Here is a 23736-nt window from a genome sequence, read left to right as displayed (position 1 = left end):
CGCGCTCATGCGTGCGCCCCCTGCAGCTCGCCTTCGGTGCTGCCCATGTAGGCCTGCATGACCGCCGGATGCCGCGCCACCTCGGCATACGAGCCTTCGGCCAGCACCGCGCCGCGCGCCAGCACGGTGATGGTGTCGGCGATCGAGGACACGACGTTCATGTTGTGCTCGACCATGAGCACGGTGCGCCCGGCGCTGACCTGCTTGATGAGCTGCGTGACGCGCGCCACGTCCTCGTGGCCCATGCCCTGCGTGGGCTCGTCGAGCAGCATCAGTTCGGGCTCCATCGCCAGCGTGGTCGCGATCTCGAGCGCACGCTTGCGCCCGTAGGGCAGGTTCACGGTGAGCTCATCGGCGAAGCCGCCCAGGCCCACCCGCTCCAGCAGGGCGCGCGCGGGCTCGTCCAGCACCTGCAGCCGCTGGTCGCTGCGCCAGAAATGAAAGGAGAGGCCGGTCTTGCGCTGCAGCCCGATGCGCACGTTCTCCAGCACCGTGAGGTGCGGGAACACGGCCGAGATCTGGAACGAACGGATGATGCCGCGCCGCGCCACCTGCGCCGGACGCTCCCGCGTGATGTCGCGCGCGTTGAACAGGATCTTGCCGGCGCTCGGCTGCAGGAACTTGGTGAGCAGGTTGAAGCACGTCGTCTTGCCTGCGCCGTTGGGGCCGATCAAGGCATGGATCTGCCCGCGCCGCACCGTGAGGTCGACGTTGTTGACCGCCACAAACCCACGAAACGCCTTGGTCAACCCTCGGGTTTCCAGGATCGCGTCATCCATCTTGCCGCCTGCGTTGTGGTCTTCATCCGGTTTGCGGCGAGTATGCGCACCGCCCTCGCAAAACTCCATGAGGGTTTGTCATAGGTTCCACGCGGCGCCATGCCGGCCGCCCCGAAGCGGCCGCCGGACCGCACGCATGAAGGGCGAGGCAGCGGGTGTTGCGGCGTTGCATCGTCGCGGCCGCAGGCGCATAGCTTGCTGCTGTGCACCCACGGCTCAGCCCACGGCCTGGTTGGGGTTGCAACGCATTGAGAGAGCCCGGCCCCCAAGCTAGACTGCATCTTTCGCCTGAGGGTCCCTGCGCGTGGGAAACGGGATACTGCTGCTGGTATCGGTCGGCTATGCCGCCCTGCTCTTCGCGGTCGCCTGGTGGGGGGATCGCCGCACGCTCTATCCGAGCAGGCCCTGGCTGCGGCCCATCATCTACAGCCTCGCGCTGGCGGTGTACTGCTCGTCCTGGACGTTCTACGGCGCGGTCGGCTCGGCGCTGCGCAACGGCATCGCCTACCTGCCGATCTACCTCGGCCCCCTGCTGCTCTTTCTGTTCGGTTGGCGCATCATCGAACGCCTCGCGCTGATCGCGCGCAGCCAGAACACGGTCTCCATCTCGGACTTCATCTCCGCGCGCTACGGCCGCTCGCCGCGGCTGGCGGCGCTGGTCACGCTGATCGCGCTGATCGGCATCCTGCCCTATCTCGCCCTGCAGTACAAAGCCGTCGCGATGAGCCTGGACGTACTGGCCGGCACGCAGTCGGCGCAGGTCGGCGTGCTGGCCGATCCGGCCCTCTACGTGGCGCTGCTGATGGCGCTGTTCGCCGCGCTGTTCGGCACCCGGCAGGTCGACGCCACCGAACACCACCACGGCATGATGCTTGCCATCGCCCTGGAGTCGCTGGTCAAGCTGATCGCGCTGATCGCCGTGGGGATGTTCGCCTGGCTGTGGCTGCGCGAGGCCGAACTGCCCTTGGCCGAAGGCACCCGCACCCTGTTCGCCAACGCCATGCCGCAAGGCTTCGTGGCGCAGACCGTGCTGAGCTTTCTCGCCATCGTGTGCCTGCCGCGCCAGTTCCAGGTCGCGGTGGTCGAGTGCGGCGACGTGGGCGACGTGCGGCGCGCGCGCTGGCTGTTCGGCGGCTATCTGGTGATCGTCTCGCTGATGGTGGTGCCGATCGCCGTGGCGGCCCAGGCGGTGTTCGGCGACCTGGCGCCGCGCAGCGGCGATACGGTGATGCTGGGCATGCCCCTGGCGCTGGGCAGCGAGGCCATCGCCCTCGCCGCGTACGTGGGCGGGTTCTCGGCCGCGACCGGCATGGTCATCGTCTCCAGCATCGCCCTGGCCACCATGGTGAGCAACGACCTGGTCATGCCCGTGCTGCTGCGCGGCGGCAAGCCCCACGCCCAGCAGGACGTCGCCACCATGGTGCTCTGGGTGCGGCGCATCACCATCGTGTTGCTCGCGCTGTGCGCCTACGGCTACTACCGGCACAGCGGCGACGACAACACCCTCGCCTCGTACGGCCTGATGGCCTTCGTCGCCGTCGCCCAGTTCGCGCCCGGCCTGATCGGCGGGCTCTACTGGCGCGGCGCCAGCCGCCGCGCCGTCGAGCTGGGCATACTCACCGGCTTCGCGGTCTGGACCTATACCCTGCTGCTGCCCACGCTGACGCGTTCCGGCTGGTTCGACGCGGTGTGGCTGGTATCCGGGCCGTTCGGCATCAACTGGCTGCAGCCCGAGGGCCTGTTCGGCATGACCGGCTGGGACCCGCTCACCCACGGCACCTTCTGGTCGCTGTTGCTCAACGCCAGCGTGATGATGCTGGTCTCCGCGCGCTGGCGCCCCAGCGTCGAGGAGCGCCTGCGCATCGCGCCTTTTCTCGACCCCTACGCCCAGCGCCAGGCGCTGGTCGAGGGCGAATGGCCGGGCAGCCAGGTCAGCATCGCCGATCTGCGCGCCCTCGCGGCGCGCATCGTCGGCGAACAGCACGCGCAGCGCGCGTTCGCCGAGCGCGCGGCGCTGCTCGGACAAAAGCAGTTGTCGCGGCCGGCCGACCGCACCTGGTTCCAGTACACCGAACGCCTGCTCGCCGCCTCCATCGGCGCGGCCTCGGCGCGCCTGGTCCTGGTGAGCATGCTGCGCGGCTCCGGCATGGAGCTGGCCGAGGTGCTCGCCGTGCTCGACGAGGCCGGGCACGAGCTGCGCTTCAACCGGGAAATCCTCGCCACGACGCTGGAGAACATCAGCGCGGGGGTGAGCATGGTCGATGCCGACATGCGGCTGGTCGCCTGGAACCGGCGCTACCAGCAGCTCTTCGGCTACCCCGACGGCATGCTGTACGTGGGCCGGCCGGTCGCCGACCTGATCCGCTACAACGCCGAGCGCGGCGAACTGGGCGAAGGCGACACCGAGCAGCAGATCGGCAAGCGCATCGACTACATGCGCGCGGGCTCGCCGCACGTGTTCGAGCGCGAGCGGGCCGATGGCCGGGTGATCGAAATGCGCGGGCAGCCCCTGCCCGGGGGCGGCTACGTGACCAGCTTCAACGACATCACCGACTTCAAGCACGCGGAGCGCGCCTTGCGCGAGGCCAACGAAACGCTGGAGCAGCGCGTGGCCGAACGCGGCCGCGAAGCCGAGGCCGCCCAGCAGTCGCGCACGCGCTTTCTCGCGGCCATCAGCCACGACGTGCTGCAGCCGCTCAACGCGGCGCGCCTGTTCGCCTCGGCGCTGCACGCCAGCGACGACGCCCAGGAACAGCGCCATCTCGCCGAACGCGTGGACGCGTCGCTGCGCGCCGCCGAGGAGCTGCTCGACGGCCTGCTCGATGTGTCGCGCCTCGATGCGCGCGGCTCCCAGCCGACGCTGACGGCCTTCGACGCCGGCGAACTGCTGCGCGAACTCGCCAGGCAGTACGAGCCGCTGGCCGCCGCGCGCGGGCTCGCATTGCACGTGCATGCCCGGCGCTGCATGGTACGCAGCGACCGGCGCCTGCTGCGCCGCGTGCTGCAGAACTTCCTCGCGAACGCGCTGCGCTACACGCGCACGGGCCGCATCGTGCTCGGCCTGCGGCGCCGGGGCGAGAGCGCCACCCTGCTGGTCGGCGACACCGGGCCGGGCATCCCCGAAGAGCACATGCGCCGGATCTACGACGAATTCCATCGGTATGCGCAGCCCTTCGACTGGGGCGAGCGCGGCCTGGGGCTGGGGCTGTCGATCTGCCAGCGGATCTCACGGCTGCTCGAGCATCCGCTGCAGGCGCGCAGCCGGGTCGGCCACGGCAGCCTGTTCTCGATCCAGGTGCCGCTGGCCGCCGGCCAGCTCGTGGCCGTGGCCCCGCCCGCGCCCATCGCCCGGACCCCGGCGACGGCAGGCAGCCTGGACGGCATGCGTGTATTGTGCGTGGACAACGACCCGGAGATCCTGCACGGCATGCGCGCACTGCTGGAGCGCTGGGGCGTGATGGTGAGCACGGCCGACACGGTCGACGGCGCACTGGCGCTGGCCGCGCAGAATCCGTACGACGTGATGCTGGTCGACTTCCACCTGCACGACCGGCTCGACGGCCTGGATTGCCTGGATGCCTTGCGCGCGGCCGGCCAGGCGCAGGCGGCCGGCGCCCTGCTCACCGCCGACGGCCGGCCCGAACTGCAGCAGGCCGCCCGCAAGCGCGGCTACTGGCTGCTCACCAAGCCCATCCGGCCGGCATCGCTGCGGGCCTTCCTGGGCGCGCACTAGGGCCTCTTAACGTGGTGTTCCCCAGGCGGGCAAACCCGGCGTCCGCAGGCCCTGGCCGGTCAAGCTAGTCGTTCTCGTCGGGCGGCAGCACGACCCCGTCCGGGTCGACCGCAAGGCGGCCGGCGAGCAGCACCGCCTGCGTGCGGTTGGTCGCGCCCAGCTTGCGCAGGATGGCCGTCACGTGGGCCTTGATGGTGGCCTCGGACACGCCCATGTCGTAGGCGATCTGCTTGTTCAGCCGTCCGCTGCCCAGCATCTGCAACACCCGGAACTGCTGCGGCGTGAGCTCGCGGATGCGCTGCGCCACTTCGCTTTCGGCGTCGTCGACGGGCGGTGCCGCGGCGATCTGCGGCGGCACCCAGCGTTCGCCGTCGAGCACGGCGCTGATCGCCGTGCCGATGGTGCGCGAATCGGCGGACTTGGGAATGAAGCCCAGGGCGCCATGGTGCAGCGCCCGGTGCACCACAGCCGGCTCCTCGCGCCCTGACACCATGACGACCGGCATCTGCGGATGGCGGGCGCGCAGGTGCACCAGCGCGCTGAACCCGTGCGCACCGGGCATGGAGAGATCCATGAGCAGCAGATCGGCGTCGGGATGCTCGTCGGCCAGCGCGTAGAGGCCGTCCACGTCGTCGGCCTCGTGCAGCAGCGCGCCGGGCAACACCCGCTGCACTGCGCTGCGCAGCGCCTCGCGAAACAAGGGATGGTCGTCGACGATGAGCAGGGTGGGCATGATGATCCGGACCAACGGGTACTGCTGCTGATTTTACGCATCGCGCCGTGCGCCATGCCGGGCTTAGACGATAGTCGCAGGCGCAGCCGCCTTCGACCAAAGGCGTATGGATTCACACGCCTGCTCGGCGCACGCTGTATGCCAAGCTGCTCCGCCCGCGTTCACGGGCCGGTGCGGCAGCACGGCAACACTTCGCACACATAACGCCGGGAGACACGCACCATGTCAGCCATATCGATGAACACGCCCAAGCCGGCCGCGGAAACGGGCATCACCAAGGAACACAAGAAGGTCATCTTCGCGTCCAGCCTGGGCACGGTCTTCGAGTGGTACGACTTCTATCTCTACGGTTCGCTCGCCGCGGTGATCGCGGTGCACTTCTTCTCGGCGCTGCCGCCGGGCTCGGCGTTCGTCATGGCGCTGCTCACCTTCGCCGCGGGCTTTGCCGTGCGTCCCTTCGGCGCCATCGTGTTCGGCCGCCTGGGCGATCTCATCGGCCGCAAGCACACCTTTCTCATCACCATCCTCATCATGGGGGTGTCGACCTTCGCGGTCGGCCTGCTGCCCACCTACGCCACCATCGGCATCGCCGCGCCGATCCTGCTCGTCGTGCTGCGCTGCCTGCAGGGCCTGGCGCTGGGCGGGGAATACGGCGGCGCCGCCACCTACGTGGCCGAGCACGCGCCGCAAGGCAAGCGCGGCCTGTACACCAGCTTCATCCAGACGACGGCCACCATCGGCCTGTTCCTCTCGCTGCTGGTGATCCTTGGCTGCCGGCTCCTGATGGGCCCGGAAGTCTTCGCCGACTGGGGCTGGCGCGTGCCCTTCCTGATCTCCTTCGTGCTGCTGCTGGTCTCGGTCTGGATCCGGCTGAAGCTGCAGGAATCGCCGCTGTTCCAGAAGATGAAGGCCGAAGGCACCGGCTCCAAGGCCCCGCTCAAGGACAGCTTCGGCAACTGGAAGAACGGGCGCATCGTGCTGCTCGCCCTGCTCGGCGCCACCGCCGGCCAGGCCGTGGTGTGGTACGCGGGCCAGTTCTACGCGCTCTTTTTCCTCACCCAGACGCTGAAGGTGGACGCGGTCACGGCCAACCTCTTCATCGCCGGCGCGCTGGCGATCGCCACCGTCGGCTTCGTCTTCTTCGGCTGGCTGTCCGACAAGATCGGCCGCAAGCCCATCATCATGGCCGGCTGCCTGCTCGCGGCGCTCACCTACTTCCCGATCTTCAAGGCGCTCACGCACTACGCCAACCCGGCGCTGGAGGCCGCCGCCGCAACCAGCCCGGCCACCGTCGTCGCCGACCCGCGCGACTGCTCGTTCCAGTTCGTGCCCGGCGAACTCAAGGGCCACGTCACGTTCAACAACTCCTGCGACCTGGTCAAGAACCTGCTGAACACGCGCAGCGTCTCGTACGCCAACGAATCCGCGCCGGCCGGCACGCTCGCCAGCGTGCGCATCGGCGATACGGTGGTGCAGAGCGTGGACGTGACCGGCATGTCGTCCGAGCAGGCCCATGCCGCGCAGGCCAAGCTGACGGCAGACCTCACGGCGGCCATCGACGCGGCCGGCTATCCCAGGGCCGCCGACCCGGCACAGATGAACAAACCCATGGTGCTGCTGCTGCTCACCATCCTGGTGCTCTACGTGACCATGGTGTACGGGCCCATCGCGGCATGGCTGGTCGAGCTCTTCCCCACCCGCATCCGCTACACCTCGATGTCGCTGCCCTACCACATCGGCAACGGCTGGTTCGGCGGCTTCCTGCCCACCACCGCCTTTGCGCTGGTACTGCTCACGGGCAACATGTATTCGGGCCTCTGGTACCCCATCGTCATCGCCCTCATCACCTTCGTCATCGGCACCTTCTTCCTCCGGGAGACCAAGGACGTGGACATCACGGAGTAAGCCCGCAGGGCGGTCCGCCAGCGCGGACCGCCCTGCGCAGGTTCTCGGGATGGCCCGGCCTGCCCCGAAGCGAAGAGCGCCCCAAGCCACCAGGCTTGGGGCGCTCCGCTTTGTCCGGACAGGCGGTCTCGGTAACGGCGGCGCGCGCCGTACCCGCCCTATGCTGTCTCAGAACGAGGCGGTCGCAGTCAGGTAGTACGCCCGGCCCGGTTCGTTGTAGGTCGCTGCGCCCGCGCCGCTGCTGTTGTTCTCGCGGAACAGGCGCTTGTCGAACAGGTTGTCGATACCGGCACGCAGGTACAGGCTGCGATTGACCTGGTAGCCCGCGCTGATGCCGAAGACGGCGTAGGAACCACGCTCGTTCAGCGCATCGCCGGTGGCGTCGCCGCCCGACTGGGTGCGGTCGCGCGGCTTCTGCTTGCCGTAGAAGGTGGCCGTGGCCTGCGCCGAGAACTGTTCGTTGATGCGCCAGTCGAGCATGGAATTCACCGTGTAGCGCGGGATGATCGACAAGGGCTGGTTGGTCGACTTGTCCTTGTTCTCGATCATGTAGGTGAAACTGTTGGTCCAGCGCAGCCGGCTGCCTTCGTCGCCCAGCAGCGGGATGTCCAGGTTGCCCTCGAGACCCTGGACCACGGCGCGATCGGCGTTGACCCACCGGAAGGCCTGGGCCGCGGTGTCGGGGCCCGTGGGGATGACCACGGGCCCGCCCTGGTCGCTCATGTCGGCCGTGATCTTGTTCTTGTAGTTGTTGTGGAAATAGGTCAGCCCGGCACCCCAGCCGCGGTCGTTGTAGGCGATGCCGATTTCCTTGTTGAAGCTGGTCTCGGGCTGCAGATCGGCGTTGCCCAGGATGTAGCAGCCCTCGCCTTGGTTCGGATAGTTCACCGGGCAGCCGTTACCCCGCGTGTAGTACAGATAGTTCGGGTTCGACTGGTACAGGTTGGGCGCCTTGAATGCACGCGCAAGGCCGCCCTTCAGCGTGATGGTGGGCGTCAACTCGTACGAGGCGTTCAGACTGGGGCTCCAGTTGCTGCCGAACTGGTCGTGATGGTCGAAGCGCAACCCGGGGGTCATGATGAGCCCGGGTACCACCTCGATGTTGTCCTCGATGAACACGGCGGCCGACTTGGCCGACGACTTCCCGCTGCGCGTGCCGCCATCCACACCGGGGAGGTCCACCCCGGCCGATTGCGACATCGAGTACGGGTCGTCCAGCTTTTCCTGCCGGTACTCGGCGCCGACCGTCAGCACCTGGTTCAGGCCGCCCAGGCGGATCGGCGTGTTGTACTCGCCGCTGGCGATGTAGTTCTGCAGCTTGGAGGTCGACTTCTGCAGGTTGTCCGAGATGCTGCCCTCGGGGCCGCCGGCCAGCCCTTCGTTGTAGCGGCTGTTGTCGGTACCTTCGTACGACAGCGAGACGCGCGAGGTGCGCCCGGCGCCCCAGTTGCCGCGATGCGTCAGCGTGGCGGTGCGGCGATACATCGTGTTGGTCTCGGCGCCTTCGTTGGCGAGTTCCGTCGCGGTCTCGGTTCCGGTCGTGCTCACCGCGCGGTCGCCGGCGTAGATATTGCCCTGGCGGCTGAAGCCGGTGTCTAGCTCGAGCACCTGCTGGTCGGTCAAATCCCAGCGGAACAGCGCGTTGATGTCGCGGTTCTTCACGCCTTCGCGGCCGGCGGGCGGGGTCACGCCCGTGGCATATTCCTCGTTGAGCGACAGATCGTCGGCATCGGTCTTCGCCACGTTGCCGTACAGGCGGAACGAGAACTTGTCCGAGACCGGGCCCGCCAGGTTGAAGCTCGCGCGGCGCGTGCTGCCTTCCTCGCTGTGCTGCGGCACCAGGCCGTAGACCGTCACCGAGCCCGACAGCTTGTCGGTCGGCCGCTTGGTGATGATGTTCACCACCCCGCCGGCGGCGCCAGAGCCGTAGCGCGCAGCCGCCGGCCCGCGCAGCACTTCGACGCGCTCGATGGCCTCGACCGGCACCCAGTTGGTGTCGCCGCGGGTGTTGCGCTCGCCGCTGCGGCCCATGCGGATGGAATTGCGCGAAGTCACCGGCACCCCGTCGATCAGCACCAGTGTGTTCTCCGGCCCCATGCCGCGCAGGTCGATCTGGCGGTTGTTGCCGTACTGGCCCGAGGCCGAGTTGCCGGTCAGGTTCACGCCCGGCATAGTGCGGATCAGCTCGGCGATGTCGTTGGCGGGGGGGCGTTCCCTGAGATCCTGCTCGGTGATGATGGACACGCCGGGCGCCTGCTTGAGCTCCTCCTCGGCCGTGCCGAGCACTTCGACGGTCGCCAGCGTGGACACCGGTGCGTTGGAAGACTGGGCATGCGCGGCATGCGGCCAGACGGCAAGTGCGGCAAGAACGGCGACACTGGTGCCGGCCAGACGGAAGGACAAGGATTGCATGATCGTTGCTTCGACAGGCGAGCGTCGCCACACGGCCCCATGCCGAGCGTCTCGCTTACCCAAGTTGCGGAAGCAACGGATACTAGCGATCAAAAAACAATCGTTCTCATTTATATCTATGCGTAACGCTGATTCCTGAATGTATCCGGATGGGGGTGGCATTTCTGCCACACCCTGCCCCTCGATGCGCCGATCAGAACGAAGCCGTCAGCGTGGCGTAGTAGGCCCGTCCCGGCTCGTTGTAGGTCGCCGCGCCCTGGGCCGAACCCGAATCCTCGCGGAACAGGCGCTTGTCGCCGATGTTATTCACACCGGCGCGCAGGTGCAGGCGCTCGTTGATGCGATAGCCCGCGCTCAGGCCGAATACCGCGTACGAGCCGCGCACGTTCAGGCCGTCGCCGGTGATCTCGGCGTTGTTGGCGAGGTTGTAGGTACGCGGGCGCTGCTTGCCGTAGAAGGTCGCGGTGGCGAGCACGTCGAAGCGTTCGTTCACCTGCCACGCCAGCGCACTGTTGATCGTGTAGCGCGGGATGACGGAGAGCGGCTGGCCGGTCGACTTGCTCTTGTTCTCCACCATGTAGGTGAAATTGTTGGTGAGCATCAGCGTGCGCCCGGACTCGCCCAGCAAGGGGACGTTCAGGTTGCCCTCGAAGCCCTGGATCACGGCGGCGCCCGAATTCACCCACTGGAAGGAACGGCGGCCATCGACGTAATCGGGAATCGCCTGATCGCCCATGTCGGCGACGATCTTGTTCTTGTAGTCGTTGCGGAAATAGGTGACGCCCGCGCCCCAGCCGGCTTCGTCATAGGCGATGCCGATTTCCTTGTTGACGCTGATCTCGGGGTCGAGATCGGCATTGCCGAAGATGTTGCACGGACCTTCGACCCGGTTGCCGTCCGGGCCGAACGGGCAGCCGTTGCCGCGCGTGGTGTACATGTAGTTCGGGTTGATCTGGTAGAGGTTCGGCGCCTTGAATGCGCGCGCGATGCCGCCCTTCAACGTGATGGTGGGCGTGACGTAGTACGAGGCATTCAGGCTCGGGCTCCAGTTCACCCCGAACTTCTGGTGGTGATCCATGCGCAGCCCCGGCGTGATGATGAGATCCTGCGTTGCCTCGATGTTGTCTTCGATGAAGAGTGCCGACGAATTGACCGCACTGATCGCGCTCGGGTCGCCGCTGATGCCCGCGCCGCCGCGCGTGCTGTATTCATCGTCCAGACGCTGCCGGCGGAACTCGCCGCCCACCGTCACGATCTGGCTCAAGCTGCCGATCCTCCATGGCGTGTTGTATTCGCCGTTGATGAGGTAGTTGTCGAGCTTGGAGGTCGAACGATTGTCGGGGTTGGAGATCGTACCCTCCCCACCGCCTGCCAAGCCTTCGTTCATGCGGGAATTGGTGGTGCCTTCGTAGTAGGCGGTGACGCGCGAGGTACGACCGTCGCCGTAGTCGCCACGGTGCGTGATCGAGCCGGTACGGCGATACATGGTGTTGGTTTCGGCCCCTTCGTTGGCGAGTTCGGAAAGCACGTCGCTGCTGCTCGTGAAAAGGCGGTCGCCGGCGTAGATGTTGCCCTGGCGGCTGTAGCCGCCTTCGAATTCGACGACGTGGCCGGGCGCCAGGTCCCAGCGCAGCAGGCCGTTGATGTCCCGATTCTTCACCCCTTCGCGCCCGGCCGGGGGGATGGCTTCGTCGGTCGCGGGAATGCCCGAGGCCAGCGCGTTCAGCTCCGGCGAATCCGCCTCCGTCTTGGCCACATTGCCGTACAGGCGGAAGGAGAGCTGCTCGGAAATCGGCCCCGCCAGGTTGAAGCTCGCGCGACGAGTGCCCCCTTCCTCGCTGTGCTCGGGCTCCAGGCCATACAGCGTGACCGAGCCCGACAGCTTGTCGGATGGACGCTTGGTGATGATGTTCACCACCCCGCCCGCGGCGCCCGAACCATAGCGCGCCGCCGCCGGGCCGCGCACCACCTCGATGCGCTCGATCGCCTCGACCGGGACCCAGTTGCTGTCGCCGCGGGTGTTGCGTTCACCGTTGCGGCCCATGCGCACGGAGTCGCGCGAGGCTACGGGCTTGCCGTCGATCAGGATCAGGGTGTTCTCCGGCCCCATGCCGCGCAAGTCGATCTGGCGGTTGTTACCGTAGGCGCCCGACGCGCTGTTGCCGGTCAGGTTGACGCCGGGCATGGTGCGGATCAGTTCGGCCAGATCGTTCGCGGGCGGCCGCTTCTGCAGGTCGTCCTCGGTGATCACCGACACGCCGGGAGCCTGCTTGAGTTCTTCCTCCGCCGTGCCTAGCACGCGCACTTCCTCCAACGTGGTGACCGGCGCGGTGGCGCTGGTTTGCGCGGCCCCGGCCATGGGCCAGACGGCGCAGGCGGAAAGAACGGCCATCCGGATTCGGTGGCCTCGGTGATATCCATAATTCATGGCGTCGGTCGTCGCAGTGAGTGCCCGCACCGGCAGGTGGCGGTGGCAAATGTGCAGGCAATGTGAAGGAAACCGACATAGCTTATGGATTTTTGATAACGATTCTCGTTATTATCTATTCGTGACGCTTTTTTGCATCGAAATACTGGAACCAGCATGGCCGTTCAGACGCGAACGCCCGAAGCGGGGGCCGAGAGATACGACGGCATGCCCGATCAGGCATGCTTGAGCCGTTCCATGCTGCTGCCGTTGACAATCAGCTCGCCGCCCCCGTACACGTCAGGATCATTGAGGAATACGCGACGCGGCAGACACCGGACCCCGTCGTCCAGGGCCGGTCGGCTCAGCACACGAAAAAAAACCGCGGCCAGGGCCGCGGTTCTTCTGCTCTTTCGCCGCCCGCGCTGTCAGCCCTGCTCGGACGCTTCCGCGATGGCCTGCGCCGCAAGCGGCTCGATCTCGACCTTGAATTGCTGGCGCAGGGCCTGCAGCACGGCTTGCGCCTGCGCTTCGGCGTAGGCGTTGCCCAGGGCGGACTGCTCGGCGCGCACCATGGTGTCTTCGGGCTTGGGCGCGGGCTTGACTTCCTGGACCTGGGCCACGACGAATTCGCCGGCCGCGGTGGCCGATACGTAGCTCGGCAGGGATGCGTCCTCGGGCACCGACATGATCGCCTGCAGTACGGGCATGGACAGGCCTTGGCGCTCCGCACGCGATACGTTAAGCGCGTCGCCGAAGCCCACCGGCTCGGCGCCCTCCTGGAGCTCGGCCACGAACTTCTGGCCGGCCGCTTCGGCGGCGGCGAACGCCTGCTGCTGGACGAGCGCCTCGCGGATCTCCTCGGAGACCTCGGCCAGGGGCGCCACGTGCGCCGGCTCGACCTTGAGCGCGCGCACCGCCAGCAGGCGATCGGGCGCAAGCTCGATGACGCCGGAGTTGCGTCCCTGGCGTGCGACCTCGTTGGAGAACAGCGCCTGCCGCACGCGCGGGTCATTGAACACATCGGGCGCGCCCTGCGGCGCCTGCTCGCGTGCGATACCTTCGGCCGTGCGCAGTTCCAGGCCCAGCGCATCGGCCACCGGCTGCAGGCTGTCGGCCTGGTCGTAGACCAGTTCGCTGAGCTGCCTGGCGGCTTCGCCAAAACGCTCGCCGGCCTGCTGGTTGCGGATTTCCTCGAGCAAACGGTCACGCACCTCGGCCAGCGGCTGCACCTGCGACGGCTGCACCTCGTCGGCCTTGATCAGGTGGATGCCGAAATCGGTCTGCACGGGCTCGGAGATCTCGCCCTGCTTGAGCGCAAACGCCGCGTTTTCGAAAGCCGGCACCATCATGCCGCGGTCGAGCCAGCCCAGATCGCCGCCCTGGGCAGCCGTGCCGCTGTCCTGCGAAGCCTCGCGCGCCACCTCGGCGAAGCTGTCCGGCTGCGCGCGCAGCTTGCCGAGCAACGCCTCGGCCTCGGCCCGGGCGGCGGCCACGGCCGCCTCGCCCTGGCCTTCCGGTTGGATCAGGATGTGGCTGACACGCCGGCGCTCGGGCGAGGTGTAGCGATTCTTGTTCTGCTCATAGTACGAAGCGAGCGCGTCGTCGGAAACCGAGACATCCTTCAGGACGGCGGCGCCATCGAGCAGCACGTACTGGGCATCGACGGTTTCCGGGCGCTGAAAGCGCGCTGCGTTGGCCTCGTAGTATTTCTGGACGTCTTCGTCGGAGACTTGGGCCGAGGCGCGATAGTCCTCCGCCTCGAAGCGGCGCACGCGCACGGTGCGCTCCTGCTGCATGCTGGCGAGCAGGTCGGTGACGATGCGCTGCGGCGCACTCGCCGATTCGAGCACCGGGTCCAGCACCTGGCTGCGCGCCAGGTCGTAACGCATGTACGACTCGAACTGCCCGGGTGACAGCCCCTGCATGGCCAGGAACTGCTGGTAGCGGGCCGGATCGAAACGGCCATTCTCCTGGGCCTGCGGCAGCGTGGCGATGGCCTGGCGCAGCGCATTGTCCGACACGGTATAGCGGCCTTCGACCATGGCGGCGGCGATGACGCGCGTGTCGATGAGCGCGTCCAGCGTGCGCTGGCGCTGTTCCGGCGTGTCGAAGACCATCGGGTCGAACTGCGCACCCAGCGCCTGTCTTGCGCGGTCGAGCTGGTCGCGCCGTGCGGACTCGTATTCCTGGATCGAGATCGGCTCGCCCGCGACGCGCGCCACGGCCCGGTCGCCTTCCATGAATCGCGTGTAGCCCTCGATGCCGAAAAACACGAAGGACGGCAGAATCAGGATCAACACCAGAAGCAGCATCCAGCGCTTGTGATTGCGCACCAGCTCGAACATTTGCCCGTTCTCCCACAGGCGGGCAGGCGGCCCGCAACGAAAAAGCACTCGACAGGAAGCCTGGGCGCCAGGATCGGCGACGCAGGCTGCCTGCTCTGACAACGCGAGGTGGCAGACAGGTTCCCCGCACATCCCGCCGGCCCGGCGCGCGCGGCCGGCTTCTTGCCAGCCGTACGGCAAAAAAGAAGGCGAATCGAGTTCGCCCTGGCCTATCGCCGATGCTCACGCGGCTGCGTCCGCCGGCCCCTGGAACGAGGCCACACCGGGCCGCCGGACAGCCAGCGAGTGTAACCCAAAACCCGGGCGCCTCAGGCCGCTGCCGGCGCATCCTGCGCGGGCCTCTACAGGCCGACACCATACACGCGCAAAGCGTCGAAGCCGCCGACAGCAACGGCAATCCGGCCGCCATCGATGCGACACCACCCTGGGTGACTTCGTCTTATAAGACGGTATTGCCATTCCAATAAGGAGCGCTGACGACATCATGTCTCTCACCCACGAAGCTGCAGGAGGCCGAGTCACGCTCGGCCTCGCCTTGCTGTCCTTCGCTGCGGGGAGCACGGACGCGATCGCTTTCCTCGCCCTGGAGAACGTATTTACGTCGGCGATGAGCGGCAACACTGTTCTCCTGGGCGTTGCCATAGGTCGGGGAGATTTCGATGCGGCCCTGCACTCGTTTGCCGCCCTCTTCGGCTTCATGACAGGCGTATCGCTGGCGTCGCTGGCCTTCGCGAAATCCGGACGCGGCAGCGGCTGGGCGCTCGGGCTCGAAGCGTCCTTCCTCGCCGTCTTTGCCGCGCTGTGGCTTTGGGTCGATGATCCGGTCCGCTCGCCCGGCGTGTACGGCTTCATCGTCATCTCGGCCGTCGCCATGGGGCTTCAAGGAGGCATCGGCCGCAAGATCGGTGTGCCTGGCATCATGACGGTGATCTTCACCAGCACGTATACAGCGATCGTCAGCGATCTCATCGAACGAACCTTGACCGGCCGCCGTCCGTTGCTGACGACGCTCGCCGCGCAGCAATTGACGACGCTTGTCGTCTATCTCGCCAGCGCTGTCGTCGGCGGCGTCGTCGCGACGCATTGGTTTCGGGCCGCGCCCCTCATGCCTCTGGCGGCGGTCATGGTGGTGCTCGGGGGACGGCTTCTGCACCTGTTCCGCTTCGATCCTCAGCGGCCGTGAGCGTCACCGGCGGCGCCCCGGATGCTCATCGGCGGGGAGTCGGCCGGCGATGGCCATCGATGCGCATCTTCGTATAGCCGGCTGCCGACAGCTCAAGCGGCATTGTTCGCGCTGTCGCCCCCGGTTACGTCGTAGGTGGCGCCTGAGACCATGCGGGAGTCGTCGCTGGCGAGAAACACCACGGCCGGGGCAATCGTTTCGGGAGGCAGCCAAGGCACGCCCAACGGGGACTTGGCGCTGAGCTTCTGTTTTGCTTCGGCTTCCAGCTTGTCCAGTGGCTCGGCATTGCTCAGATCATCGATCGCCTGCGCGTATCGCTGCCTATGTCGCGTGAGCGGGGTGTCGATCAGACCGGGGATGACCGCGTTGACCGTGATTCCGTATTGCCCGAGCTCCAGGGCCGCCGATTTCATCAGCCCGATGATGCCCCATTTCGAGGCCGAATACGCCGCGCCATACTTCGTACCGTGCTTTCCCTGCGTCGAGGAGGTGACGATGATTCGGCCGCCGCCATTCTTGACGAGATGGGGAGCAACGGCCCGGATCGCGTTGCAGGTGCCGGTCAGATTGACGTCGATCTGATCGTGCCAATCCGCATCCTCCATGTCGAGGATCGGTTTGAAGGCCTGGATGCCGGCGTTCGCGAAGAGGATATCGATCTTGCCGAAGGTCTCGACCACCCATGCCGCGGCGTCACGCAAGGCCGTCATGTCGCGCTGGTCGAGCTGGCGAGAACCCCAGGTTCCGCCCGCCGCGGCGACCAGCCTGCCGGTTTCATCCAGTTCCGCCATGGTGGCCGGCTCCACCTCCAAGGTCGCGCTGACGGCTCCCGCGATATCGATCCCCACGACGGTGGCACCCTCGCGCGCGAAAGCAACCGCAGTTGCCCGCCCGATACCGCGTGCGGCTCCCGTAATGATGGCCACCTTGCCATCGAGGCGCTTCGATAACATGCGCTTGCTCCGTTCAAGAATAACGTTGAGCCCCCGGTCTTCGCATCGTCGAGGGCGTTGAAAGCCAAGCGCCGGCCGCTGCTTGCTCGCAACGACCGGCGCCGCGCCGTGGTTACCTCATCGGTACGCGATCGTCTCGACTTCAGCCACCCGCGAACGCGCGCCCGCCAGGCCGGCCCCCGCGCTCACGAGGGCGCCGATGAGCAGGGCGATGAATCCCCACAGCGCCGAGCGCGAAGCCGCTGCTGCGGCCCTGTCCGCCTCTTCGCGCGCGCGTTGCTGGGCCGCTTCGATACGCTGACCCAGGCGGTCCAGATCCTCCTGCACGTTCGACAGGCGCTGCTGCACCGTCTCGACCGCCTCGCGGTAGCTGGCGATGGCCTGATCCACCGCGCGCTCGGCTTCGTCCCGCGGCATCTCGGTATTCGCTTGCAGGGCATTGACCGCCGCCTCGCGGTCCACGTTGTCCACGATCCCGTCAGCCCGTTCGCCCAGTTGGTCGCCCAGGCGCTTGGCAATCTCGGCATACTGGTCGGGACGATCCGCCAGATCGCTCACCGCGCGGCGCACGTCGCGTCGCGCCGCCGCGAGCTCCCCGCGCAGATAGCTCGGCTGCAGCTCCCGCACGCCGGTATCGCGCAGGACCTGCTCCAGTCGCTCGCCCGGCGACAGGTCCTCGTCGCCTCCCATCTGCTCGCCGATTTCGTCGGTGGCACGCGAGATCAGATCGCCCGCGCCGCCGGCTGCTCCAGCCGCCGCATTGCCCAGACCGGATGCCACCGTGCCCGCGGCCGAGAAGATCGTGCCCACGGCATTACCGGCGATCCGCAAGGCGCCACCCAGCGCCATCGCGCTGATGACCGTACTCACCAGCAGCGCTGTTGCCCACACCAGGAAACCGTGGCTGGCGCCGGTCGTTCCGGCCAGCCGCCCAGCCACGAAGCCGCCCGCGGCCAGACTGACGATCAAGGTGATGGCCGAACTCACGGTGAACGTTGTACCCACGCCCGACATCGGGTCGCTCTCCAGGGGTTCGATCATGCCGAACCCGATAGCGGCGCCCAGCAAGGCCAGCGCGATCGAAACCGCCAGCACCGTCACCACCCCTCCGAAAATGCTGCCCCAGGAAGCCCTTCGGACTGCAAACCGCTCAAGAACGACTGACATGTATGTCCCCCTTCAATCTAGTTAGAGCCCGAGCCAGGGCGAGGATGCGCGCCAAGCGCGGGCGACCTACAGCAACCCTTGTGCCGCGTCGGGCTCTGGCGTGTCGAGCGTTCCGCTGTCGTTGCAGTGAACCTGCGCCTTTACCGGGAATAGCCCGGTAAAGGCGCCGACCCATGGCGGGTAAGGCGCCCTTGCCGCGCCCTATCGCGTTGTTGGCATGCGCCAATGAAAAAAGCCCGGATTTCTCCAGGCTTTTGATTCATTCCACGTTCTCGGCACACAGGCGGCAGGAATTGGTGGGTGCTGAGGGGTTCGAACCCCCGACCTACGCCTTGTAAGGGCGCCGCTCTACCAGCTGAGCTAAGCACCCGCCGCCACTTCCCCGATGCGCGCGGCATCAAGGAAAGTCGCGCATTTTACCCGAGATCCGGGATGTGTCCAGCGCGGTGCGCGGACACCAGAAGGAGGCTTCAGTTGATCGCATCCTTCAGGGCTTTGCCCGGACGGAACTTCGGCACCTTGGCCTTCTTGATCTTGATGGCTTCGCCGGTGCGCGGATTGCGGCCGGTGCGCGCTGCGCGGGTGGTCACGGCGAAGGTGCCAAAGCCGACGAGAGTCACCGTGCGGCCCTTCTTGAGTGTGCTCTTGACGGCGCCGATCATGGCGTCGAGCGAGCGGCCGGCAGCGGCCTTGGAGATATCGGCCTGCGCGGCGATGTGTTCGATCAGTTCGGTTTTGTTCATAAACCCTCACCCGTTTGGAAAAGGAAGCCCGCTTTTGGAAGCCCGCTTTTTTGCGCCGCCTTCATCGCGTCGATGCGGGGGCCAGAAACCGCGTATTCAAGCACCGCCGCTCGGCGGCTGTCAAGCCGAAAACCCGTGAAACCCGCGCCAACATTGGCTTTGCGGCGCGCCGCATGCGTCACGCCGGCCACGAGGCATTGTGCGCGCCGATCGGCGCCGATGCGCACACGTTCACGAAAGTTGATGCTCGTGGCAGTGGCCCCCGCGCCGATCGCCGCCGGTTTCAGGTGCCTTCGCTCGCGCCGGAACCCACCTCGGCGCGGCCCAGCCGATCATGCGCGGCCAGCCAGGCGTCGCCCATGGGCGGCGTCTGCACCAGGATGAGATCGACGCCGGCCGCGTCGAGTGCGCGCAGGGCCGCGTAGAGCTCGTGCGCGTAGGCCGCGGGCTCGCGCGGGGCGGCGCGCCACGCGGCTGCGCCAGCGGGCCGCTGCGCAGCCCAGACCCCGATGCGCTGGCCCAGCGCCGCCAGCGCATGCACCTGCGCGGGCAGGACGGATGCCGGCACCAGACGCATCGGCGTGCGCGGCGCGTAGTGCGCCGACAGCGCGCCCGATACGCGCGGCGTATCGGCTTCGCGCACGCTGGCCGAGAGTGGCCCGGCGTCCAGCGCGGCGTCCGCGCGCCGGCCGTCGGGCAGCCACACCGGCTCGCCCAGCACCCGTACGAGTTCACCCACGGTGATACCGCCGGGCCGCAACAGCACGGCGCGCCCGCGCGACAGGTCCACGATGGTCGATTCCACGCCCACGGCGCTCATGCCGCCATCGAGGATGAGCGGCACTTGCGGGCCGAACTCGGCCGCGACATGCTCGGCCGTCGTCGGGCTGATCCGCCCGAATCGATTGGCCGAGGGCGCGGCCAGGGCGCCGCTGCCGCCGGCGTCGGCAAAGGCGCGCAGCAAAGCCTGCGCGACCGGGTGCGCCGGACTGCGCAGACCGACCGTGTCCTGCCCGCCCGTCACGGCATCCGGAACGCCTGGCGCGCGGCGCAGGATGAGGGTGAGCGGCCCGGGCCAGAACGCCTGGATCAGGCGCTGCGCCGGCGGCGGCACGTCAGCCGCCCAGACGGCAAGGTCCGCCTCGGGCAGCAGGTGCACGATGACCGGATGATCGTTGGGCCGCCCCTTGGCGGCGAAGATGCGCGCGACGGCCTGCGGGTTGGCTGCATCCGCGCCCAGGCCGTAGACCGTCTCGGTGGCGAAGGCCACCAGCTCGCCGTCGCACAGCAGGCGCGCGGCGCGGCGCAGCGCCGCTTCGTCGGCCGCGCAGACGCGGGGATCGCGCCGCGCCCCTGCGCCGATCATTGCCAATCCGCGTCGGCTGGCACCGGAACGCCGAGGATGCCGCCCACGGCGCGCGCACCGGCCAGCGCCTGCGTCATGGATACGCCCACGCAGGTGATATGTCCCATCTTGCGCCCGACGCGCGGCTCGCGCTTGCCATACAGATGCAGGCGCGAACCCGGCACGGCCAGCATGCCGGCCCAATCCGGTTCGCGCTGCTCGCCCGTGGCGAACCAGGCGTCGCCCAGGATGTTGAGCATCACCGACGGCGCCAGCGCGCGCGTTGCGCCCAGCGGCAGGCCGGCGAGCACCCGGGCCTGCTGCTCGAACTGGCTGCACAGGCAGGCATCGATGGTGTAGTGCCCGCTGTTGTGCGGGCGCGGCGCCATCTCGTTGACGACCAGGCTGCCATCGCGCAGCACGAAGAACTCGATGCACAGGACGCCGCGATAATCGAGGCCGGCAACGAGGGTCAGGCCGATGCGCTCGACCTCTTCGGCGAGGGCGGCCGGCAGGCCGGGCGCGGGCGCGGCCGACACGGCCAGGATGCCGTTGCGATGGATGTTGCGCGAGACGGGATAGGCCACATGGCGGCCTTCGAAATCGCGCGCCACGACGATCGAGACCTCATAGGCCAGCTCGAGCCTCGCCTCGAGCACACAGGCCGCGCCGCCGAACTCGCGGAACGCCGCCACTGCCTGCTCGCGATCGGCAACCACCGCCTGACCCTTGCCGTCGTAGCCCAGGCTCGCGAGCTTGAGGATGCCCGGGAACAGCGCATCGGGCGCCGCGCTCAGATCGGCTACGCTGCGCACGGCCACGTGCGGCGCCACCGGTACGCCCTGCGACGCGACGAAGGCCTTCTCGGCGATGCGGTCCTGGGTGATCGCCACGGCCTCGCCGGCCGGGCCCACGCGCACGCCCGCCGCGGCCAGACGCTGCAGGCTGGCCGCGGGCACGTTCTCGAACTCGGTGGACACCGCCGCGCATTGCGCGGCCAGGGCGTCCAGCCCCACAGCATCGTCATAGGCGGCGACGATCTGCCGGTCGGCAGCGGCGCCGGCCGGACTGTCTGCCGCCGGATCGAGCACCGCGACGCGATAGCCCATCGCCTGTGCGGCATGCACGAACATGCGGCCCAGTTGGCCGCCACCCAGCATGCCCAGCCATTGGCCGCCGGCCAGGGGAAAGACGGACTGGCTCATTGCGGCGGCACCACCATGGCGCGGGCGGCTGCGGTCTGGCGCGCACGGTAGGCGTCCAGCTTGTCCGCCAGGGCGGCATCGCTGACGGCCAGCGTCGCGACTACGTGCAGCGCCGCGTTGGCCGCGCCGGCCTCGCCGATCGCGAACGTGGCGACCGGCACGCCCTTGGGCATCTGCACGATGGAGAGCAGCGAATCCTCGCCACGCAGGTAGCGCGAGGGCACCGGGACGCCGAACACCGGCACCGGGGTGAGCGCGGCGAGCATGCCGGGCAGGTGGGCCGCGCCGCCCGCGCCGGCGATGATGGCGGCCAGGCCGCGCGAACGCGCCTGGCCGCCGTAGTCGACCATGTCCAGGGGCATGCGGTGCGCCGAAACCACGTGGGTTTCGCAGGGCACGCCGAACTCGGCCAGAATGTCCACGGCATGCCGCATGACTTCCCAATCGCTCGATGAGCCCATCACCACGCCGACCTTCGGCGCTGCGTGCGTGTCGTTCATGAATGTGTCCAAACGGAAAAGCGCCCGGCAAGGACCGGCGCCGGCCAGGCCAGGCGCGCCCGTCCGGGCGAAAGCGCCATTTTACCTGCGCCCACGGTATGCTTAGTCACGCATATCATCGGCGTGCGGCCCATGCCGCATCGCCTTCAGGACAGTCATGGACATCACGCTCGAGAATTTTGAATCCGACGTACTGCTCGCATCGCAGCAGACGCCTGTCGTGCTGCAGTTCTGGGCCCCGTGGTGCGGCCCCTGCAAGACACTCAAACCCGTGCTGGAGAAGCTGGAGCAGGAATACGGCGGGCGCTTCCGGCTCGCCAAGGTGAACTCCGACGACAACCCGGAGATCGCCGCGCACTTCCAGGTGCGCAGCATCCCCTTCGTGGTGGCCTTCGTGGACGGCCGCCCCGCCGACCACTTCATGGGCCTGCTGCCCGAAGGCGAACTGCGCGCCTGGCTCGACCGCTTCGTGCCCCCGGCCGAGGATGCGGCGCCGGAAGACGAGGAGGCCCTCGCGCCGCCCGAGCCGGACCCGGCCTCGCCCGAGGAGCTGGCGCTGGCCCAAAAGGTTGCCGGCGCGCCCGCCGATCTTGCCGCGCGCCTGGCGCTGGCGCGCCTGCGCATCGAGCGCGGCGCCTGGGCCGACGCCATGGACGAACTGCTGGAGATCGTCGCGCGCGATCGCAGCTTCGAGAACGACATCGGCCGGGTCACGATGCTCGACGTGTTCGAGAAAGCGGCCGAGCAGCCGCAGCTCGTCGCCCAGTATCGCCGGCGCCTGTCCACCCTGCTCTTCTGACGCCGGCGGCAGTTGGCCCGCGCTCAGGCCGCGGGCGCCTCCTGTGTGAGCTTGTCGAGGGCTTCGCGATACTTGGCGGCCGTGCGCTCGAGCACATCCTTGGGCAGGCGCGGCGCGGGGGCGGTCTTGTCCCAGGGCTGGGTCTCGAGCCAGTCGCGCACGAACTGCTTGTCGAAGGACGGCGGGCTGATGCCTTCGCGATAGCTTTCGGCGGGCCAGAAGCGCGACGAATCGGGCGTCAGCACCTCGTCCATCAGGTGCAGCGTGCCGTTCTCGTCCAGCCCGAACTCGAACTTGGTGTCGGCGATGATCAAACCGCGCGTGGCCGCGTACTCGGCCGCTTCTTTGTAGAGCGCGATCGAGACGTCGCGCAGGCGGGCGGCCAGCTCGGGACCGATTTCGCGCTCGACGTAGGCGAAGCTCACGTTCTCGTCGTGCGCACCCATCTCGGCCTTGGCCGCGGGCGTGAAGATGGGTTCGGGCAGCTTGGCGGCCTGCTGCAGGCCCGCCGGCAGCGCGACGCCGCAAACCGCGCCGTCACGCTGGTAGTCCTTCCAGCCCGAGCCGATCAGATAGCCACGGACCACCGCCTCGACCAGGATCGGCTTGAGCCGCTTGACCACCACGGCACGCCCGGCGACCTGGCTGCGCTCCTGCGGCTGCACCACCTCCTCCGGCGTCACGTCCGTGGTGTGCGTCGGTACGATATGCGCGAGCTTGCGCAGCCAGAACTCGGTCAGCGCGGTGAGCACGCCGCCCTTGCCGGGAATCGGATCGTCCAGGATGACGTCGAAGGCGGAGAGACGATCGGTGGTGACGATGAGCAGCTTGTCATCGCCCACGGCATACATATCGCGCACCTTGCCGCGGCCCAGCAGGGGCAGCGAGTCGATACGCGATTCGTACATGGGTTCGGTCATGGCTAAGGCCTGTTCTGGTACGGGACGGGAGAGCCGCTTTGCGGCGAATCCGAAAGCGAGGCAACGCGCGCAGGTGCGTGCAGCAGCGCTGGCGCGCAACCGGCGAGAGCGGCCGGGCATCGCCGCCAACGGTCACGGCGGGCGGGTTTCGATGCACGCGACGGCATGCCGGCCCGCCCCTCCAGCGCCGGACATCGGCTCGCGCCCACGACGCCCGTCGGGGGCGTGGGCGGATGCCATACCGCGCGCAGCCGCATTTTACGGGATTCGGACGGCGCCCCGGCGCCCACGGCCGGCCTACGCCGGCGTCCCAAGGACACCGCAGCGGCATGGCCGGCCCGGACCGCCGAAGCCCCCCCGCTTGCATCCGGGAACATCTGGGCCTTGCCCTGTGCCGGCTGCCCGTTAACATCGAGCTTCGATGTGCCCGCGCCGGCCTCATGCGCTCGCGCAGCGAGCCGCCGCTGCCGCCAGCAGGCGGGGTCCGGCCCGGTACGGCCTCACCGCCCGGCCCATCATCGATCGCACCTGTTCGCCACGACTGCCCGCATTCGGCGGCGAGCGGTCGCCGGCCCGGCAGCCCGGCTGCCGAACTGCAACAACA

17 protein-coding genes and 1 tRNA gene are annotated in these 23736 nt (G+C 68.1%); 4 read left to right on the top strand and 14 right to left on the bottom strand.

The genetic code is table 11. The annotated features are described in order from the left end of the window. Positions 1-5: 5 nt before the first annotated feature. A complete protein-coding gene (locus FOZ76_RS07150; protein WP_143947459.1) occupies positions 6-779 on the bottom strand; it encodes an ABC transporter ATP-binding protein in 774 nt (257 codons plus the stop codon). 304 nt (positions 780-1083) lie between these two features. Between FOZ76_RS07150 and FOZ76_RS07145 the strand changes: the two genes are divergently transcribed. After that, complete coding sequence (locus tag FOZ76_RS07145) at positions 1084-4512, top strand: hybrid sensor histidine kinase/response regulator (RefSeq protein WP_211366083.1); 3429 nt, start codon at positions 1084-1086, stop codon at positions 4510-4512. Positions 4513-4576: 64 nt separating this feature from the next. Here FOZ76_RS07145 and FOZ76_RS07140 read toward each other — a convergent pair whose 3' ends face one another. Then, positions 4577-5245 (bottom strand): response regulator transcription factor, encoded by a 669-nt coding sequence (locus tag FOZ76_RS07140; RefSeq protein ID WP_143947457.1) that lies wholly within the window; start codon positions 5243-5245, stop codon positions 4577-4579. A 222-nt stretch (positions 5246-5467) separates the two neighbouring features. Between FOZ76_RS07140 and FOZ76_RS07135 the strand changes: the two genes are divergently transcribed. Next, positions 5468-7150, top strand: a complete 1683-nt coding sequence (locus FOZ76_RS07135) for an MFS transporter (protein ID WP_143947456.1) — start codon at positions 5468-5470, stop codon at positions 7148-7150. 168 nt (positions 7151-7318) lie between these two features. Here FOZ76_RS07135 and FOZ76_RS07130 read toward each other — a convergent pair whose 3' ends face one another. The 3 genes from FOZ76_RS07130 to FOZ76_RS07120 form a co-directional block, all read right to left on the bottom strand. Continuing rightward, positions 7319-9562: a TonB-dependent siderophore receptor gene (locus tag FOZ76_RS07130; protein ID WP_143947455.1), complete on the bottom strand. Its 2244-nt coding sequence runs from the start codon at positions 9560-9562 to the stop codon at positions 7319-7321. 193 nt (positions 9563-9755) lie between these two features. After that, entirely contained in the window at positions 9756-11954 is a 2199-nt protein-coding gene (locus tag FOZ76_RS07125; protein WP_143947454.1) for a FepA family TonB-dependent siderophore receptor, read from the bottom strand. A 443-nt stretch (positions 11955-12397) separates the two neighbouring features. After that, positions 12398-14317, bottom strand: coding sequence for a SurA N-terminal domain-containing protein (locus FOZ76_RS07120; RefSeq protein WP_170235325.1), 1920 nt, complete (start codon positions 14315-14317; stop codon positions 12398-12400). Between the two features lie 484 nt (positions 14318-14801). On the opposite strand from FOZ76_RS07120, the gene FOZ76_RS07115 reads away from it, so the two are divergent. Beyond that, positions 14802-15500, top strand: a complete 699-nt coding sequence (locus FOZ76_RS07115; protein WP_143947452.1) for a YoaK family protein — start codon at positions 14802-14804, stop codon at positions 15498-15500. 92 nt (positions 15501-15592) lie between these two features. Here the strand turns inward: FOZ76_RS07115 and FOZ76_RS07110 are convergent, their stop codons facing one another. The 8 genes from FOZ76_RS07110 to purE all read right to left on the bottom strand — a co-directional run bounded on the left by FOZ76_RS07110 (position 15593) and on the right by purE (position 21413). Continuing rightward, positions 15593-16453 carry an SDR family NAD(P)-dependent oxidoreductase gene (locus tag FOZ76_RS07110; protein WP_143947451.1) on the bottom strand — a complete coding sequence of 287 codons (861 nt, stop codon included), beginning with the start codon at positions 16451-16453 and terminating at the stop codon, positions 15593-15595. A gap of 117 nt (positions 16454-16570) precedes the next feature. After that, positions 16571-17620: a TIGR04086 family membrane protein gene (locus tag FOZ76_RS07105; protein ID WP_143947450.1), complete on the bottom strand. Its 1050-nt coding sequence runs from the start codon at positions 17618-17620 to the stop codon at positions 16571-16573. A gap of 294 nt (positions 17621-17914) precedes the next feature. After that, positions 17915-17990: transfer RNA gene (locus FOZ76_RS07100), tRNA-Val, on the bottom strand. A gap of 100 nt (positions 17991-18090) precedes the next feature. Beyond that, positions 18091-18363, bottom strand: coding sequence for an HU family DNA-binding protein (locus FOZ76_RS07095; protein WP_143947449.1), 273 nt, complete (start codon positions 18361-18363; stop codon positions 18091-18093). Beyond that, a complete protein-coding gene (locus FOZ76_RS07090) occupies positions 18360-18590 on the bottom strand; it encodes a hypothetical protein (RefSeq protein ID WP_143947448.1) in 231 nt (76 codons plus the stop codon). The genes FOZ76_RS07095 and FOZ76_RS07090 overlap by 4 nt, the downstream gene beginning before the upstream one ends. Before the next feature lie 56 nt (positions 18591-18646). Beyond that, complete coding sequence (locus FOZ76_RS07085; RefSeq protein WP_143947447.1) at positions 18647-19729, bottom strand: L-threonylcarbamoyladenylate synthase; 1083 nt, start codon at positions 19727-19729, stop codon at positions 18647-18649. Beyond that, positions 19726-20913, bottom strand: a complete 1188-nt coding sequence (locus FOZ76_RS07080) for a 5-(carboxyamino)imidazole ribonucleotide synthase (RefSeq protein ID WP_143947446.1) — start codon at positions 20911-20913, stop codon at positions 19726-19728. The genes FOZ76_RS07085 and FOZ76_RS07080 overlap by 4 nt, the downstream gene beginning before the upstream one ends. Then, entirely contained in the window at positions 20910-21413 is a 504-nt protein-coding gene (gene purE / locus FOZ76_RS07075) for a 5-(carboxyamino)imidazole ribonucleotide mutase (protein WP_143947445.1), read from the bottom strand. The genes FOZ76_RS07080 and purE overlap by 4 nt, the downstream gene beginning before the upstream one ends. Positions 21414-21570: 157 nt before the next feature. Between purE and FOZ76_RS07070 the strand changes: the two genes are divergently transcribed. Continuing rightward, positions 21571-22212, top strand: a complete 642-nt coding sequence (locus FOZ76_RS07070) for a tetratricopeptide repeat protein (RefSeq protein ID WP_143947444.1) — start codon at positions 21571-21573, stop codon at positions 22210-22212. 23 nt (positions 22213-22235) lie between these two features. Here FOZ76_RS07070 and FOZ76_RS07065 read toward each other — a convergent pair whose 3' ends face one another. Then, positions 22236-23132: a phosphoribosylaminoimidazolesuccinocarboxamide synthase gene (locus FOZ76_RS07065; RefSeq protein ID WP_143947443.1), complete on the bottom strand. Its 897-nt coding sequence runs from the start codon at positions 23130-23132 to the stop codon at positions 22236-22238. Positions 23133-23736: the final 604 nt, after the last annotated feature.

Source organism: Verticiella sediminum (assembly GCF_007558815.1).
Lineage (GTDB): Bacteria > Pseudomonadota > Gammaproteobacteria > Burkholderiales > Burkholderiaceae_B > Verticiella > Verticiella sediminum.
The sequence above is the reverse complement of the archived record's forward strand: the minus strand, read 5'-3'. Positions and strand labels throughout refer to the sequence as shown.